The following is a 16,982-nucleotide window of genomic DNA, read 5'->3' on the forward strand; positions in this document are numbered from 1 at the left end:
GACGCCGGACGGCCTGCGGGAAACCGGGCGCGAGGCCGTAGCCTGAGGGGTGCCGGAGCCCAGGAGGGCGTGACCGGCGTCGAGGGCCGCCCGGCGGAGGGGACACCGTGAAGCTCAAGCTGGACCTGCACCCGATCTTCAACCGCGGCGGCGAGATCGACAAGGCGCTGCGCGGCATCATCGACGAGGCGATCAGGAAGAAGGCCACCGAGGTCGAGATCATCCCCGGGAAGGGCTCCGGCCAGCTCAAGAAGAAGGTGCTGCGCTTCCTGGAGCAGAAGGAGATCAAGGCCCTCTACCACCGCATCGACAAGGACTCCAAGAACCACGGCCGGCTGTTCGTCTACTTCCGTCACAAGTGACGCGCTCCCCGGGGCACGCCGGCGGAAGGTTCCGCACCCCACCGACGTCCTGACCGGTCCGCCGGCCCCTCCCGGGCCCGCCCTCTCGCGGGCCCTCCGGGACCGCGCCCACCCCACACCCCTGGCCTGGAGCTTCGATGATCGCTTTGTCCGCGGACGGCGTCGGCGTCGTCCTCGACCTCGCCGGCCCGCACCCGCGCGTGTCGCACTGGGGCGCCTGCCCGGGGCCGCTCACCGGGCTCCCGCCGATGCCCGGCCAGGACGTGGTGCCCGGCCAGGGCGACGGCTGGTTCGGCAGGCCGGTCCTGTCCGGGCGTCACGACGGCGGCTGGCGTCCACCCCGGTTCACCCTGGCCGAGACCGTCGTTGCGGACGGGAACCGTGTCGAGACGCTCGCCACGGATCCCGGCTGCGGGCTGGAGCTCACCACCGGGATCGAGCTGACGCCCCAGGGCGTGCTGCGGATGCGGCACACGCTCGTCAACACCGCCGCCTCGCCGTACACGCTGGACCGCCTGGCCTGCCTGATGCCGCTGCCCGCGCAGGCCGGGGAGGTGCTCGACTTCGCCGGCCGCTGGGCGAGGGAGCGCTCCCCGCAACGGGCGCCGCTGCGCCAGGGCGTCTGGTCGCGGGAGAACCGCCGCGGCCGGACCTGGTTCGACGCCGGTCCGCTCGTCGCCGGCACCCCGGGGTTCGGGTTCCGGACCGGTGAGGTGTGGGCGGTGCACGTCGCCTGGAGCGGCGACCACGTCCAGTACGTCGAGCGGCTCCCCGAGGGGGAGACCGTGCTCGCCGCGGGCGAGCTGCTCGAACCCGGCGAGGTCCGGCTCGGCCAGGGGGAGTCGTACAGCACGCCGTGGGTGTACTTCGCGGCCTCCGACGCCGGTCTGGACGGGTTGAGCCGCCGGTTCCACGCCATGCTGCGCGCGCGGGAGACCCATCCGAGGTCGGCGCGCCCGGTGACGATGAACACCTGGGAGGCGGTCTACTTCGACCACCGCGAGGACCGCCTGCTCGCGCTCGCCGACGCCGCGGCGGAGGTGGGGGCCGAGCGGTTCGTCGTCGACGACGGCTGGTTCCGCCATCGCAGGAGCGACGACGCGGGCCTGGGCGACTGGTACGTGGACGAGACCGTCTGGCCGGACGGCCTGCACGAGCTGGTCCGGCGGGTGCGCGGGCACGGCATGCAGTTCGGGCTGTGGTTCGAGCCCGAGATGGTCAACCCCGACTCCGACCTGGTCCGCGCCCATCCTGACTGGCTGCTGGCCGACCCGCGGCGGTGGCCGCTGCCCCGGCGCAGCCAGCACACCCTGGACCTGGCGCGTCCCGAGGTGTACGCCTACCTGCTGGAACGGATCGGCGGCCTGGTGGCCGAGTACGGCATCGACTACATCAAGTGGGATCACAACCGTGACCTGGCCGAGCCCGTGCACGAGGGCGTGCCCGGCGCCCACGCGCAGACCGGGGCCGTCTACCGGCTGCTGGACGAGCTGCGCGCCCGGTTCCCGGGGCTGGAGATCGAGTCGTGCTCCTCCGGCGGAGGCCGGGCCGACCTCGGCATCCTGGAGCGCACCGACCGGATCTGGGGCTCGGACAACATGGACCCCGTCGAGCGCCAGCACATCCAGCGGTGGACCGGTCTGCTGCTGCCGTACGAGCTGATCGGCTCGCACGTCGGCTCCTCTCCCTCCCACCTCACCGGGCGCGTCACCACGCTCGGGTTCCGGGCCGCCACCGCTCTGTTCGGACACGCCGGGGTCGAGGCCGACATCACCGCGTGGACCCCGGCCGAGCGGGCCGCGCTGGCCGAATGGATCGCCCTGTACAAGGAACTGCGCCCGCTGCTGCACACCGGTGAGGTGGTGCGGGCCGACCACCCCGACCCCGCCGCGTGGCTCCACGGCGTCGTCGCCCCCGACCGGAGCCGGGCCGTGTACGCCTACGTGCAGCTGGAGACCACGGTCGTGGAGCGGACGGCGCCGATGAGACTCCCCGGACTCGACCCCGTCGCCGAGTACGCCGTCGAGGCCGTCCCCGGCGAGGTGTCCGGAGAGCCCGGCCGCCATCCCGGCTGGGCGTCGGACCGGGTGCGGCTCACCGGCCGCGCCCTCGCGACCATCGGCCTGCCCGCCCCGCGGTTCGCCGACAGGCCGGGCTCCGCCTTCCTGTTCGTGTGCCGCCGCGTCTGAGCCGCGGGGGAGGGCGAAGGGGGTCCGTGCCGGAAGCGGACGACTCCCCGCCGGAGATGTACGGCGGGCCGCCTGGTGTGTGAGGCGGCCCGCCGTTGAACGCCACGCGGGCGCGCGCGGACGCCCGCGCCTCGCGCCGGGCGGCGGTCAGGGGATGCGGGGGATCATCCGCTCCATGCCGTTGATCCAGTTGTCGCGCAGGGCGCTCACCGCGCCCTGAAGGTCGCCCTCGGCCAGTCGCTCGGCGATCCGGCGGTGCTCCTCGGCGGCGCGCGCCGTGGGGGTGGCGTCGCCGGACAGCAGGTGGGTGTAGCGGCGCATGCCCGCCTTGACGCTGGTGATCAGGTCGATCAGCCGTTCGTTGCCGCAGCCGCTCAGCAGCAGGTCGTGCCATTCGTCGTCGTGACGTTCGATCTCCTGGCGCGCGGCGACGTCGGCGGAGAACTCACGGGCGAGCCGGAGCAGCTCGGGGGCGATCTGGCGCAGGTGGGCCGGGTCGGAGCTCTCCAGGGCCAGCGCCTCCAGGGCCGCCACGATCGCGCACAGCTCCCTGAACTCCTTGCGGCTGACCGGGGCGAACCTGAAGCCCCTGCCCTGGTTGCTCTCCAGCACGCCCTCGCCGGCGAGGGTGATGAGGGCCTCGCGCAGCGGGGTGCGGCTGACGCCGAGCTCTCCGGCCAGGACGGCCTCGTTGATGTCGGTTCCCGCGGCGAAGTCGCCACGGTCGAGCCGGAGCATCAGCTCCTCGCGGATCTGCTCGCGGAGGGGGCGCCGCTCGATCGCCATTGCACTCCTTGCGTTGATCTTCCCTCAAGCCTAGCGGCTTGACGGCATTCAGTACACTGCACTATGAATTCTGCATACAAAATATTACATGTCACAGATTGGAGTTTCGGGTGGGGCTGACCAGGGTTTCCGGTCTGCTGTTCGGCGGTGACTACAACCCCGAGCAGTGGCCGGAGCACGTCTGGGAGGAGGACGTCCGGCTGATGGCCGAGGCGGGCGTCAACATGGCGACCGTCGCCGTCTTCTCCTGGTCCCGACTCGAACCGCGTCCCGGGGAGTACGACTTCGGCTGGCTGGACCGCGTCCTCGACCTGCTGCACGAGCACGGCGTCGCCGCGGACCTGGCCACCGCCACCGCGACCCCGCCGCCCTGGCTGGTCCGCGACCACCCCGAGGTGCGGCCGGTGGACGCCGCCGGGACGCGCCTGGAGTTCGGCTCCCGGCAGGGCTACTGCCCCAGCTCGCCGGTCTTCCGCGACGCCGCCGTCCGGCTGGTCCGCGCCATGGCCGCCCGGTACGGCCGGCACCCCGCCCTGGCCCTGTGGCACATCGGCAACGAGTACGCCGACCACGTCCTCGAATGCTTCTGCGCCGAGTCGGCCCGGCACTTCCGGAGCTGGCTGGAGAACCGCTACGGAACCGTCGACGGGCTGAACGACGCCTGGGGCACCTCCTGCTGGGGCCAGCACTACACCGCGTTCGGCCAGGTCGAACCGCCCCGCAGGGCCCCCGGCCCGGTCAACCCCGCCCAGGTCCTCGACTGGCGCCGCTTCTGCTCCGACGCACTGCTGGAGTGCTTCGAACTGGAGAAGGCCGTACTGCGCGAGGTCACCCCCGACGTGCCGGTGACCACCAACTTCATGAGCATCCTGCACGGCCTGGACTACTGGAAGTGGGCCGCCGCCGAGGACGTCGTCAGCGACGACGCCTACCCCGACCCCGCCGACCCCGGGTCGCACGTGGCGGTCGCGCTCAGCTACGACCTGATGCGCTCGCTGAAGCGGCGGCCGTGGATCCTGCTGGAACAGGCCGCGAGCGCGGTGAGCTGGCGGGAGGTCAACGCCCCCAAACCGCCGGGCATGATGCGCCTGCACAGCCTCCAGGCACTGGCCCACGGCGCGGACGGCGCGATGTTCTTCCAGTGGCGGCAGGCCCGCTACGGCCCGGAGAAGTTCCACTCCGCGCTGCTCCCGCACGGCGGCACCGCCGCCCGCGGCTGGCGGGACACCCTCCGGCTCGGCGCCGACCTGCGACGGCTCGCCGAGGTCGCCGGGACCGGGACGCGCGCCGACGTGGCGCTCCTCCTCGACTGGGACAGCTGGTGGGGCCTGGAGGCCCCCGAGTCGATGCCGTCGAACCGGCTCGCGCTCAAGGACCTCCTGCTGTCGTGGTACCGGCCGCTGCACGCCCGCGGCGTCGCGGTCGACCTCGTCCCCGCGGGCCGCGACCTGTCCGGCCACCGGGTGGTCATCGTCCCCAACCTCTACCTGTGCACCGAGGAGCAGGCCCGGAGCCTGGCCGCCTTCGACGGGCACCTCGTCGTCGGCCCGTTCAGCGGCGTCGTCGACGCGGCCGACCGGGTGCACGACGGCGGCGCCCCCGGCCCGCTGCGCGAGCTGCTCGGCCTGACGGTCGACGAGTTCTGGCCGCTCCCCGACGGACAGGTCCAGCGGGTCCGGCCCGTCACGGGGACAGGGGCGCCCGCGGCGGCCGTGCCGGCGCGGACCTGGGCCGAATGGCTGCGCGTCGAGGACGCCGAGGTGCTCGCCCGCTACGAGGGCGGCGACCTCGACGGGCAGCCCGCCATCACCCGCCGCGGGCGGGCCACCTACCTCGGCTGCCTGCTCGACGACGTCACCCCGGTGCTGTCGGAGGTCCTGGCCGCCGCGGGCGTCCGGCCGGTGGCCGACGTGCCCGAGGGCGTGGAGGCCACCCGCCGGGGCCCGTACCTCTTCCTGCTCAACCACGCGACGACCCCCGCCCGGGTGGACCTCGCCGAGTCCGGGACCGACCTGCTGACCGGCCGCGAGCTGCGCGGCCGGATCGAGATCCCGGCCCGCGACGCGGTGGTGCTCCGCACCGGCGCCGGGCCGACCGAAGGAGAACGGTGACACACCCCTACATCCCGAACGCCGAACCGGGCGTGCGGGCCGAGATGCTGGCGGCCGTCGGCGCCGCGAGCGTCGAGGAGCTCTACGCCGCCATCCCGGCGGACCTGCGCCTGGACCGGCCGCTGGACCTGCCCGAACCTTTGCGCTCCGAGCACGAGCTGGTCGCGCACATGCGCGGGCTGCTGGGCCGCAACACCGACACCACCGAGGCGCTCAGCTTCCTCGGCCACGGCTGCTACCCGCACCACGTGCCGGCCGTCTGCGACGAGATCAACGGGCGCGGCGAGTTCCTCACCGCCTACGCGGGCGAGCCGTACGAGGACCACGGCCGGTTCCAGGCCCTGTTCGAGTACGTCAGCATGATGGCCGAACTGCTGGAGATGGACGTCGTCAACGTCCCCACCTACGACGGCTACCAGGCGGCGGGCACCGCGATCCGGATGGCCGTCCGCTACACCGGCCGGTCGAAGGTGCTGATCAGCGGGGCCGTAGCCGCCGACAAGATGAGCAAGCTGCGTGACTTCCTCGACCACGACGTCGAGCTGGTCGTCGCCCCGGTCGGGCCGGGAGGCGAGATCGGCGACGTGGAGATCGACGAGACCTTCGCCGCGATCTACCTGGAGACCCCCAACGTCTACGGCGTCGTGGAGACCCGGGGCCGCGAGCTCGCCGACCTCGCGCACGCCGCCGGAGCGCTGCTCGTCGTCTCCGCCGACCCGATCTCGCTGGGCGTGCTCGCCCCGCCCGCCGCCTACGGCGCCGACATCGCCTGCGGCGACATCCAGTCGCTCGGCATGCACCAGGCCCACGGCGGCGGCCACGCCGGGTACATCGCCACCCGCGACGAGGAGCGCCTGGTCGCGGAGTTCCCCTCGCGGCTGTTCGGCCTCGCGCCGACCGAGGTCCCCGGCGAGTACGGCTTCGGCGACGTCTTCTACGACCGGACCTCCTTCGCCCACCGCGAGGAGGGCAAGGAATGGGTGGGCACCGCGGCCTCCCTGTGGGGCATCACCGCCGGGGTCTACCTCGCGCTGATGGGCCCCGAGGGCATGCGCGAGCTGGGCGAGACGATCCTGGCCCGCACCCGCTACGCGATGGAGCGGCTCGCCGCCGCCGGCGCCCGGGTGCTGCACCCCGAAGCGGTGCACTTCCGCGAGTTCGCGATCGAGGCGCCGTCCGCGGACGGCCTCCTCGCCGCGCTGCGCGGGCACGGCATCTTCGGCGGCGTCCGCCTGGACGACCGCACGCTGCTGGTCTGCGTGACCGAGCGGCACTCGAAGGACGACATCGACCGGCTGGCGGCAGCCGTACGGGAGGGACTCGGCGTGAACGGGACCAGCGAGGGCGCCGCGGGCGCCGGGACGCCGGCTGCGGGGGAGACGGCGTGAGCGGGCACGCGGGCGAGCCGTTCGCCGAGCTCCCGGTCGCGCCCAAGCCGCGGCTGCGCCGGTTCCACCAGGCCCGCTGGGACGAGCCGATCATCTTCGAGCAGTCGCGGCCCGGCCGGCGGGGCATCGCCGTACCGGCCCCGGGCGTGCCGCCGGTGGAGCTGCCCGACACGGTACGGCGGGCCGAACCGCCCAGGCTGCCGGAGATGTCGCAGCTGCACGTGCTGCGGCACTACGTCCGGCTGTCGCAGGAGAACCTGGGCGTCGACCAGGCCATCGCGGTCGGCCAGGGCACCTGCACGATGAAGTACAGCCCGAAGGTCAACGACCGCTTCGTCACCGATCCCAAGGTGGCCGAGCTGCACCCGCTGCAGCCCGACGACACCGTGCAGGGCGTGCTGGAGGTCTACTGGCGGCTGGAGCGGATGCTCGCCGAGATCTCCGGCATGCACCGGGTCTCGCTCCAGCCCGCCTCCGGGTCGGCCGCGATCTACGCCAACGTCGCGATGATCCGCGCCTACCACGCCTCCCGCGGCGAGGGGGAGCGGCGTGACCAGGTCATCACCACGCTGTTCTCGCACCCCTCCAACGCGGCCTGCGCCAAGACCGCCGGGTACGAGGTCATCACGCTGATGCCGGACGAGAACGGATACCCCGACATCGAGGCGCTGCGCGCCGCCGTCGGGCCCCGCACCGCCGCCCTGATGATCACCAACCCCGAGGACACCGGCATCTTCAACCCGCGCATCGCGGAGTTCGTCGAGCTGGTGCACGAGGCGGGCGGCCTGGCCTGCTACGACCAGGCCAACGCCAACGGCCTGCTCGGCGTCACCCGCGCCGCGGACGCCGGGTTCGACCTGTGCCACTTCAACCTGCACAAGACCTTCTCCACCCCGCACGCGAGCGGGGGACCGGCGGCCGGCGCGAGCGGCGTGTCCGAGGCGCTCGCGCCGTTCCTGCCGGGGCCGACCGTGGAGTACGACGGCTCGCGCTACCGTCTCGACGCCGACCGGCCGCTCTCCGTCGGCAAGACGCGCCCGTTCCTCGGCGTCACGCCGAACGTGGTCCGCGCCTACGCGTGGATCATGGCGCTGGGCGCCGCCGGGCTGCGTGAGGTCGCCGAGATCGCGGTGCTCAACAACAACTACCTGATGCACAAGGTCCTGCAGATCAAGGGGGCCTCGGCGCCCTGGGGACGCAGCCGCCTGGAGCAGGTCCGCTACTCCTGGCAGGAGCTGTCGGAGGAGACGGGCGTGCACTCGGAGGAGATCGGCGTGCGCGCCGCCGACTTCGGCGTGCACTACTGGACCAGCCACCACCCCCACGTGGTCCCCGAGCCCTTCACCCTGGAGCCGACGGAGTCGTATTCACAGGAGGACCTCGACGAGTACGCCGCGATCCTGGCGCACGTCGCCGACGAGGCCCGCCGCGACCCCGAACTCGTCAAGGGCGCCCCGTACAACCAGACGGTCCACCGGATCGACCCGTCGTCGCTGGACGATCCCAAGCGGTGGTCGCCCACCTGGCGGGCCTACACCCGCAAGCACCTGTCATGACAGCCGACCGGCCGGGCCCCTCCCGCGTCGCCGCCGAGCCCCCCGGCTCCTCCCGTGCCGCGGGCGGAGCGGGGGGAGCCGAGCGACCCGCGACCCGCGCGGCCTTCACGGTCGGGCTGGTCGTCAACCCCGTCGCGGGGATCGGCGGCCCGGCCGGGCTCAAGGGCAGCGACGGCGCGGGCGTGCAGCGCGAGGCCCTCGCCAGGGGAGCCTCCCCCCGGGCGGGCGAGCGGGCCGCGCTGGCCGTACGGGCGCTGCTGGCCCGCCGCCCGGACACCAGGATCGTCACCGTCGCGGGCCCGATGGGCGAGGACAGCGTCCGGGCCGCCGGCGGCGTCCCCGAACTCGTACGGCGGGCCCCCGGCGACCCCTCCTCGCCCCGGGACACGACGGCGGCCGTCGAGGCGATGCGCGACGTCGACCTGCTGCTGTTCGCCGGAGGGGACGGCACCGCCAGGGACGTCCTCGACGGCTCGCCGTCCTGCCCGGTGCTGGGCGTCCCGGCGGGCGTCAAGGTCTACTCCGGGTGCTTCGCGGTCAGCCCCGCCACGGCGGGGACCACGGCCGCCGAGTTCGGACGGGACACCGGCCTGGCCGGGAGCCAGGGGAGCCCGGAAGGTACGGAGAGCCGGGGGAGGACCATCGCCGCCGAGGTGGTGGACCTCGACGAGGACGCCTACCGGAGCGGCCGGGTCAGCCCCCTGCTCTACGGCACCCTGCGCGTCCCCGCCGCCCGGACGCGGCTGTCGGGCCGCAAGATCGGCTCCTCCGCCGCCGCCCCCGGCTCGGCCGAGGCGATCGCCCGGGAGGTCAGGGCACGGATGCGGCCCGGCGTCCGCTACGTCCTCGGCCCCGGCGCCACCACCATGGCCGTGGGACGGCTGCTGGGCCTTTCCACCACGCTGCTCGGCGTGGACGTGGTCCAGGACGGCGGGTTGGTCGCCGCGGACGTGACCGAACGGCGGCTGCTCGATCTCGTCGACGGGCACGACACCTGCGCGGTCGTCTCGGTCATCGGCGGGCAGGGCTTCGTGCTCGGCCGCGGCAACCAGCAGATCGGCCCCGCCGTACTCAGAAAGATCATGGCTTCCGGGGGGCTGCTCGTCCTGGCCACCCAGCAGAAGCTCGCCGGTCTCGGCGGCCGGCCGCTGCTGGCCGACACCGGAGACCCGGAGACGGACGCCCTCGTCGCGGGCCACGTCTCCGTCATCACCGGATACCGCGAGAGCGCGGTGTACCGGATCCGACCCGCTACCGAGGAGAGCTCAGCATGACCGCCCTGACTGACAAGGTCGCCATCGTCACCGGCGGCGCCTCCGGCATCGGCCGGGCCACCGCACTGCTCTTCGCCCGCCAGGGCGCGGCCGTGGTGGTCGCCGACATCGACGGCACCGGCGCCGCGACGGTCGCCAAGGAGATCGAGAACGAGGGCGGCCGGGCCGTGGCGGTCGAGACGGACGTGGCCGCCGAGGCCGACTGCGCGCGGGCCGTACGGACCGCGGTGGAGACCTTCGGCGGGCTGCACGTGTTGTTCAACAACGCCGGCATCATCCGCCGCACCACCGTGCTGGACCTGCCGGTCGACGAGTGGGACCGGGTCATGGCGGTCAACGTCAGGTCGGTCTTCCTGATGTGCAGGCACGCCATCCCCGCCATGAAGGACGGCGGCTCGATCGTGAACACCGGCTCCGGCTGGGGCCTGAAGGGCGGCGGCAACGCCATCTCCTACTGCGCCTCCAAGGCCGCCGTGGTCAACATGACCCGGGCCCTGGCCATCGACCACGCCAAGGCCGGGATCCGCGTCAACTCCGTCAACCCCGGTGACACCGACACCCCGATGCTCCGCGACGAGGCCCGTCAGCTCTCGGAGGACTGGGCGGCCTTCGCCGCCGACGCCGCCGACCGGCCGATGGGCCGCGCCGGATCCCCGGACGAGATCGCCCAGGCCGTCCTCTTCCTGGCGAGCGACGCCGCGAGCTACGTCACCGGCGCGGCGCTGGTCGTCGACGGCGGCGGACTCGCCTGACCTGCCCCTTCGCAAGGCGCCCTGTGCGGCCCAACCCCTCGCAAGGCACCTCGCCTGATCCGTCCCCTCACATGACGCCCCGCGTGACCCGCCGTTCCGCACGGCGTCCCGTGTGACCCGTCACCCCGCGACGCACCCCGTACGACCCGTCACCCCGCAAGGCATCCCGCGTAACCCACCCCCCGCGAACCCCCAGGAGGCACCCCGTGTCCTTCCCTCCGACCAAGAAGATCCTCGCCGCGGCCCTCGCCCTGACCGCGGCCCTCGCCACCGCGTGCAGCGGCGGCGGCGGTGCCGGCGGCGGCCCGGCCGCCGCCGGGAAGGTCACCGTCCGCTGGTCGACCTGGGGGTCGGCCGAGGACGTCGCGCTCTTCAAGACCTTCAACGACGACTTCATGAAGCGCCACCCGGACATCGTGCTGAAGATGGAGACGGTCCCCAAGTACGAGGACTACCACCCCAAGCTCCTCACCCAGCTCACCTCGAAGACCGCGCCCGACGTCTTCTTCGTCGGCGACGACAACATCGGCAAGTTCGTCGCCGCCGGGGTGCTCGCCCAGCTCAACGACCGGCTCGCCGGCCCCGCCAGCAAGAGCAGGCCCGAGGACTTCTTCGAGGGCGTCTACGGCGGCGCCAAGAAGGACGGCAAGATCTACGGCGTCCCGAACGACACCAACCCCGAGGTCCTCTGGTACGGCAAGAAGGCCCTCAAAGAGGCCGGGATCACCGAGGACCCCGCCGAGCTGAACGCCGCAGGCAAGTGGACCATGGCCAAGTACCTCGACATGAACGCCAGGCTCAAGGCCGCGGGCAAGGCCGGATCCATCTTCTGGAACTGGTACGGCTCCACCTACAGCGTGATCGGCGGCTTCGGCGGCAAGGTCTGGGACGGCGGGAGGTTCGTCGCCACCACCGACCCCAAGTCCCGCGAGGCCCTGCAGACCCTGGCCAAGGGCTACGCCGACAAGACCTTCCTGTCCGCCGACGTGCTGCCCGCCAGCAACGGCCCCAGCACCCAGTTCCTGCGCGGCAAGGCCGGCTTCTACGCCGGCGGCCGATGGGTGATCGACGTGGTCAAGAAGGGGGGCGACCAGGCGAACTACGACGTCGTGCCGTTCCCGTCGCAGACCGGCGAGCCGATGCCCGCCGCGGTCGCGGCCTCCTACCTCGCGCTGAACAAGGACTCCCGCGTCCCCGACGCGGCGTTCACCTTCCTCACCGAGTTCGTCAGCAAGGAGGGCCAGCTCCTGCGGCTCAAGAGCGGCGGCGCGGTCCCCTCCATCAAGGGCGCCGAGCAGGTCGTGCTGGAGGGCGGCTACCCGGCGCACGCCCAGACGTTCCTCGACGTGCGTGACACCGGCTTCGCGAACTACCCCGAGGAGGTCGCGGTGCCCGGCCTCACCAAGGACATCAACGACCTCCTGCTGAAGGTCTGGACCGGCAAGGTCGCCTTCGACCAGGGCATGACCGAGCTCCAGTCCCTCGTCGACGGCAAGATCGGATAACGGCCGTGGGCGTCGTCACCCCGGCACGCCCCACCGCGAGGACCCGGCCCGCACGCGCGGCGACGCGCGTGCGGAACCGGGACGGCTGGTGGGCCGCGCTCTTCCTCGCCCCGCAGGTGCTGGGCCTGCTGGCGTTCCTGGTCTTCCCGCTCGGCTTCGCGGTCGTGCTCGCGTTCATGAGATGGGACGGGCTCGGCGAGAAGTCCTGGGTCGGCTTCGACAACTTCGCCGCCCAGCTCACCGACCCCGAGTTCGGCACGGCCGTCTGGAACACCGTCAAGCTCGCCCTGCTGACGGTCCCGGCCGGCCTGGCGCTCGCGCTGCTCGTCGCCCTCGCGCTGAACAACGTGCGGGGGAGGACCTTCTACCGGGTCGTCTACTTCCTGCCCGTGGTGACCAGCTCCGTCGCGGTGGCCGTGATGTGGCAGGTCATCCTGGCCGGCGGCGACTACGGCGTGCTCAACAGCACCCTCCACGCCTGGTTCGGGATCACCCCGCCCGACTGGCTGGAGGACCAGGGCTGGGTCATCGTGGCCATCGCGGTCGTGACCATCTGGTCCTCGCTCGGCCTCAACGTGGTCATCTTCCTGGCCGGGCTGCAGACCATCCCGCCGTCGCTGACCGAGGCCGCCCGCATCGACGGCGCGGGCCCGGTCCGTGTCCTCCGCTCGGTGACGCTGCCGATGATCTCCCCGACGATCTTCTTCTCCACCGTCGTCGCGGTGATCAGCTCGTTCCAGGCGTTCGACCAGATCTACGTGCTGGTCAACCCCGACCACAACGAGGGCGCCCGGACGATCGTCTACCAGGTCTACGACCTGGGCTTCCAGAAGTTCGAGTTCGGGATGAGCAGCGCCGCCGCGCTGATCCTGCTCGCGCTGACGCTGCTCGTCACCTTCGTCCAGTTCGCGGCGCAGAAGCGCCTCGTCCACTACGACTCCTGAGGGGAGGCGTCGATGGCTGTGATCCCTGCCTCTCCCGGTGCCCATCCCGGCTCCCGCCCCGGTCCCCGCCGTCTGGGACAGGTCGGCCTGCACGTCGCGCTCGCCGCCGGCGGGCTGCTGATGCTGTTCCCGTTCGTCTGGATGCTGCTGACCTCGTTCAAGGGCGCGCACCAGATGCTCAACGCGCCGCTCGACTGGCTGCCGAACCCGTGGCGGGCGCGGAACTACCCCGACGCGTTCGGCGCGCTGCCCTTCGCCCAGGCGTACTGGAACAGCTTCTACATCGCGGCCCTCAACGTGGTGCTCACGCTGGTCACCTCCGCGATGGCCGCCTACGCCTTCGCCCGGATCCGCTTCCGCGGCTCCGGCCTGCTGTTCGGCCTGTTCCTGGCGACCCAGATGGTCCCGGCGCAGGTCACCGTCGTCCCGCTCTACCTGATGCTGGCGGAGCTGGGCTGGGTCGACTCCCACCTGGCGCTGATCGTGCCGGGCTTCGTCAACCCGTTCGCGGTGTTCCTGCTGCGGCAGTTCATCCGGGCCGTGCCCATCGAGCTGGAGGAGGCCGCCCGCCTCGACGGCGCCGGCCGCTGGACGATCTTCTGGCGCGTCGTGCTGCCCAACGTCCGGCCGGGCATGGGCGCGCTCGGCATCATCGTCTTCCTGGCGAGCTGGAACAGCTTCTTCTTCCCGCTGATCTTCCTCAACTCGCCGGAGCTGGCCACCGTGCCGCTGCTGGTCAGCCAGTTCGCCGGGCAGCACGGCGCCACCGACTACGGCCTCACCCTCGCCGCCTCGGCCATCTCGGTCATCCCGATGATGATCGCCTTCCTGATCGGCCAGCGGCGCATCCTCAACAGCATGGCCATGTCCGGCCTGGGAGGACGCTGACGATGCTCGACCTGCGAGTGACCCCCTTCACCGAGCGCGGCTCCCGGCTGCTGGTGCTGGCCGACCCGGACGGCTCGCTCCGCGTCGCCCGCGCCGAGTACGAGACCCGGCTGTCGGACACGACCGTGCTCACCGGGCTGCGGCTGTTCTCCGGCGACCGCGAGCTGCCGGTACGGCGGGCCTTCCCCGACCGGGTCTCCTTCGGAGCCGGGGTGGACCTGGTCTTCGCCGACCCGGAGACGCTGGTGCTGACCGGCTCGGGGGCGCGGGCCGTCTGGGACGGCGGCTCGGGGGTGATCGACGGGACCCTCGTGCTCACCGGCCGGGCGGGCCCGTACGACGCCGGGGAGCTGCTGGCGCGGGCCGGGGAGCGCCGCCGGGAGTGGTTCGCGCGGATGCCGGCCGTACCGGCGGAGCTGCGGGAACGGGCCGAGCAGGCGTGGTGGACGCTCGGGGTGAACCTGCTGCCCATCGCGTTCGCCGGGGGCCGCGAAGGCGTGGTCCCCTCCAAGCTGGGATATGTCGGCATCTGGAATTGGGACTCCTACTTCCACGCCGTCGCCCTGCGCCACGCCGACCCGAAGCTCGCCCGCGACCAGCTCCGCATCCTCCTCGACCACCAGCGGCCCGACGGCCTCATCCCCGACGTGGTCCACGACCGGGGCGTGCTCGCCGAGACCACCGACCTGCCCCGCTCCGACCACGACCGGCTCGCCCAGCACGTCGGCGGCCCCGCCACGCCGGGCGAGCCGATCGGCGGCGTCGTCCCGGTGACCAAGCCGCCGCTGACCGCCTGGGCCGCCTGGAAGATCCACGAGGCCGCCCCCGACCCCGGCTTCCTCGACGAGGTCTACCGGCCGATCGCCCGCTCCCAGCGGTGGTGGCTGACCGCCTCCGACCCCGACGGGGACGGCCTCGCCGAGTACCTCCACCCGTACTCCTCCGGCCTGGACGACAGCCCCGTCTGGGACCACGGACCCCGGGCCGAACCGCCGGACCTCAACTCCTACCTGGCCCTCCAGTTCGACCGGCTCGGCGACATCGCCGAGGCGCTGGGCCGTACGGCCGAGGCCGAGGAGTGGCGGCGGCGGGCCGCCGGGCACGTCGAGCTGCTGGTCGCCCGCCGCTGGAACGGCGACCGGTTCGTCACGCTGACCAGGTCCGCGTCCGGTGTCGCGGCCGAGGTCGCCACCCGCACCCCGCTGGAGCTGATGCCCCTGCTCACCGGCCGCCTGCCCCGGCAGATCGCCGAACGCCTGGTGGCCGACCTGCTGTCCCCGGCCTTCTGGGGCGAGCGCCCGGTGCCCACCGTCGCCTTCGGCGACCCGGCCTTCGACCCGGACGCCATGTGGCGCGGCCCGGTCTGGCTCAACGTCAACTACCTGCTGATCGAGGGGCTGCACCGCTCCGGCTTCGCCGCCGAGGCCGAGGAGCTGACCGGGCGGACCCTGGACATGGTCAACGCGGGCGGCGGGCTGCACGAGTACTGGAACCCGCTCACCGGCGCCCGCGCCCGCGGGGCCACCACCGGCTTCGGCTGGTCCGCCGCGCTCTTCCTGGACCTGGCCCACCGCCGGGCCCGGCCGTGAGGCGACCGGCGCGGTGACCGTCCCGCCGTACGGCCCGATGAGCCGTGCGGCGGGACGCGTACGGCCCGATGAGCCGTGCGGCGGGACGATCCGTACGGCGAGGCGGTCCACGTGGCGGTACGGGGTCAGGGTCAGGGCGCGCCGTCGACCAGGGCCGGGAGCGCCGACAGCGGCGTGCCCTCCGTCGCCGCGCCGACGACGAGCGCCTCGACCGCGTACAGGAACCGGTCCACCAGATCGGGCGGCATGGTGACGGTGTCCGCGGTCAGGCTGACCCCCAGGACACCGCCCTCGTCGTCGACCAGGTGGACGCAGAACCCGCAGTTGAGCCGCTCCACACCGGGCGGACGCCGGATAAGGGTCTCCGCGCGGGCCGCGACCGCCTCCCGGGGATCCTCGGGCGCGTCCCGCCCCAGCGGGTCGGCGGCCCGCTGGTCGTTGAAGCAGCAGCCGGGGAAGACCGGGAGCCCGCGCTCCCCGCTGACCTCCTCCACCATGCGGTACCACTCGGCCTGGTCGTAGCGGGCGTGCCGGTAGGCCTGGAGAGCGCGGTGCCTGGTCCCGGCGAGCAGGTCGTCGAACGTCGCCGCTCCGGTCGCCCCGGCGTCGAGCACGAACAGGCCGAGCTGGCACAGGGAGGTGACGAGCGTCCTGCTCTCCGGGGCGAACCGGTTGTTGACCAACGGGTTGACCGCGACCGTACGGTGACCCGAGACGGCCGAGACCAGCGCCGCCACCGCGGTGAGCAGGACGGTCGCGGTGCTGACGCCGTGCCGCCCGGCGAGCGTCCTGGCCGCCAGGTCGATCGCCCGGGACACGATCACCGCCTGCTGGAAGCGCGGGCTCCCGGGGGCTCCCCGTACCTCGGAGAACATCGTGTGCGGGATCGCCCGGTAGTGGCCCGCCCAGTACCCGAGCGCGGCGGCGCTCCCGCGCGCCGCCCGCCCGCCCTGGGCGGCGACCAGGTCCATCAGCTGGTACGGCGCGGGCGGCGCACCGCCCCTGAGCAGGAGCCGCAGGTCACGGACGACGACGTCGGCGGCGAAGGCGTCGGCGGCCAGATGGCACAGCACGAGGACCACGTGGCTGACGACGCCGTCGCCGGTCACCAGGCCGGCGCGCAACGGCAGGTCCTCGGCGTAGGAGAACCGGCGGCCGGCCAGTCGTTCACGGAGCGCCTCCGCCACGGCCCCGGCGCCCTCCAGCGGGGCTTCGGCCACCTCGACGGCGACGGCGCCGCGGGCCTCCACCGTCTGCAGGGGATCGGCCGGTGGAGAGGCCGCGTACGAGAGGCCGGTGTGCGAGGAGCCGGTGTGTGAGGAGCCGGCCCGCTCCTCCAGGCACAGGCGGCTGCGCAGCGCGTCGTGCCGGGCCAGCAGCCGTCCGATCGCCGCCACCGCCGCGTCGGGGCCGATCCGCCAGCTGCGCGGCAGCCGCACGATCCTGGGCACGTTGTAGTAGTGGTCGCCTTCCGGGCCGACGTCGCGGATCGCGCCCCAGATGGCCCGCTGTCCCCAGGCCAGGGGAACCGTCCCGGTCCGCTCCGTGGCGAAGCGGGCCTCCAACGAGGCCGCGGTGGCGGGGTTCACGGGCGTCTCCTCGACGTCGATCATGATCGGGGTCCGGGGAGACGGCTTG

At 73.1% G+C, this 16,982-nt stretch carries 13 protein-coding genes; 11 read left to right on the plus strand and 2 right to left on the minus strand.

The features are described from left to right. Window positions 1-107: 107 nt before the first annotated feature. The gene (locus tag ACFYSC_RS26980; protein ID WP_184757641.1) at window positions 108-362 is read left to right on the plus strand and encodes a Smr/MutS family protein; all 255 of its coding nucleotides are present in this window, start codon (window positions 108-110) and stop codon (window positions 360-362) included. 137 nt (window positions 363-499) lie between these two features. Then, a complete protein-coding gene (locus ACFYSC_RS26985) occupies window positions 500-2,551 on the plus strand; it encodes an alpha-galactosidase (RefSeq protein WP_389967190.1) in 2,052 nt (683 codons plus the stop codon). Between the two features lie 147 nt (window positions 2,552-2,698). Here the strand turns inward: ACFYSC_RS26985 and ACFYSC_RS26990 are convergent, their stop codons facing one another. Continuing rightward, window positions 2,699-3,337, minus strand: coding sequence for a GntR family transcriptional regulator (locus tag ACFYSC_RS26990; protein ID WP_389967193.1), 639 nt, complete (start codon window positions 3,335-3,337; stop codon window positions 2,699-2,701). A 110-nt stretch (window positions 3,338-3,447) separates the two neighbouring features. On the opposite strand from ACFYSC_RS26990, the gene ACFYSC_RS26995 reads away from it, so the two are divergent. From ACFYSC_RS26995 to ACFYSC_RS27035, 9 genes are all read left to right on the plus strand, one after another. Further along, a complete protein-coding gene (locus tag ACFYSC_RS26995; RefSeq protein WP_389967196.1) occupies window positions 3,448-5,448 on the plus strand; it encodes a beta-galactosidase in 2,001 nt (666 codons plus the stop codon). Further along, on the plus strand, window positions 5,445-6,836 hold the full coding sequence (gcvPA, locus tag ACFYSC_RS27000; RefSeq protein ID WP_389967199.1) for an aminomethyl-transferring glycine dehydrogenase subunit GcvPA: 1,392 nt from the start codon (window positions 5,445-5,447) through the stop codon (window positions 6,834-6,836). The genes ACFYSC_RS26995 and gcvPA overlap by 4 nt, the downstream gene beginning before the upstream one ends. Next, window positions 6,833-8,392, plus strand: a complete 1,560-nt coding sequence (gcvPB, locus tag ACFYSC_RS27005) for an aminomethyl-transferring glycine dehydrogenase subunit GcvPB (RefSeq protein WP_389967202.1) — start codon at window positions 6,833-6,835, stop codon at window positions 8,390-8,392. The genes gcvPA and gcvPB overlap by 4 nt, the downstream gene beginning before the upstream one ends. Further along, entirely contained in the window at window positions 8,389-9,666 is a 1,278-nt protein-coding gene (locus ACFYSC_RS27010; protein WP_389967205.1) for an ATP-NAD kinase family protein, read from the plus strand. Before gcvPB ends, ACFYSC_RS27010 begins: the two co-directional genes overlap by 4 nt. Next, window positions 9,663-10,418 (plus strand): SDR family NAD(P)-dependent oxidoreductase, encoded by a 756-nt coding sequence (locus ACFYSC_RS27015; RefSeq protein WP_362943591.1) that lies wholly within the window; start codon window positions 9,663-9,665, stop codon window positions 10,416-10,418. The genes ACFYSC_RS27010 and ACFYSC_RS27015 overlap by 4 nt, the downstream gene beginning before the upstream one ends. Before the next feature lie 206 nt (window positions 10,419-10,624). Beyond that, window positions 10,625-11,923: an ABC transporter substrate-binding protein gene (locus tag ACFYSC_RS27020; protein ID WP_389967208.1), complete on the plus strand. Its 1,299-nt coding sequence runs from the start codon at window positions 10,625-10,627 to the stop codon at window positions 11,921-11,923. A 5-nt stretch (window positions 11,924-11,928) separates the two neighbouring features. Beyond that, window positions 11,929-12,867, plus strand: a complete 939-nt coding sequence (locus tag ACFYSC_RS27025) for a carbohydrate ABC transporter permease (protein WP_389967211.1) — start codon at window positions 11,929-11,931, stop codon at window positions 12,865-12,867. A gap of 12 nt (window positions 12,868-12,879) precedes the next feature. After that, window positions 12,880-13,755, plus strand: a complete 876-nt coding sequence (locus ACFYSC_RS27030; protein ID WP_389967214.1) for a carbohydrate ABC transporter permease — start codon at window positions 12,880-12,882, stop codon at window positions 13,753-13,755. A 2-nt stretch (window positions 13,756-13,757) separates the two neighbouring features. Next, a complete protein-coding gene (locus ACFYSC_RS27035) occupies window positions 13,758-15,344 on the plus strand; it encodes an amylo-alpha-1,6-glucosidase (RefSeq protein ID WP_389967217.1) in 1,587 nt (528 codons plus the stop codon). Window positions 15,345-15,475: 131 nt separating this feature from the next. Here ACFYSC_RS27035 and ACFYSC_RS27040 read toward each other — a convergent pair whose 3' ends face one another. After that, a complete protein-coding gene (locus ACFYSC_RS27040; RefSeq protein WP_389967220.1) occupies window positions 15,476-16,957 on the minus strand; it encodes a condensation domain-containing protein in 1,482 nt (493 codons plus the stop codon). Window positions 16,958-16,982: the final 25 nt, after the last annotated feature.

It is taken from the genome of Streptosporangium sp. NPDC004379 (assembly GCF_042873875.1).
Classification (GTDB): Bacteria; Actinomycetota; Actinomycetes; order Streptosporangiales; family Streptosporangiaceae; genus Streptosporangium.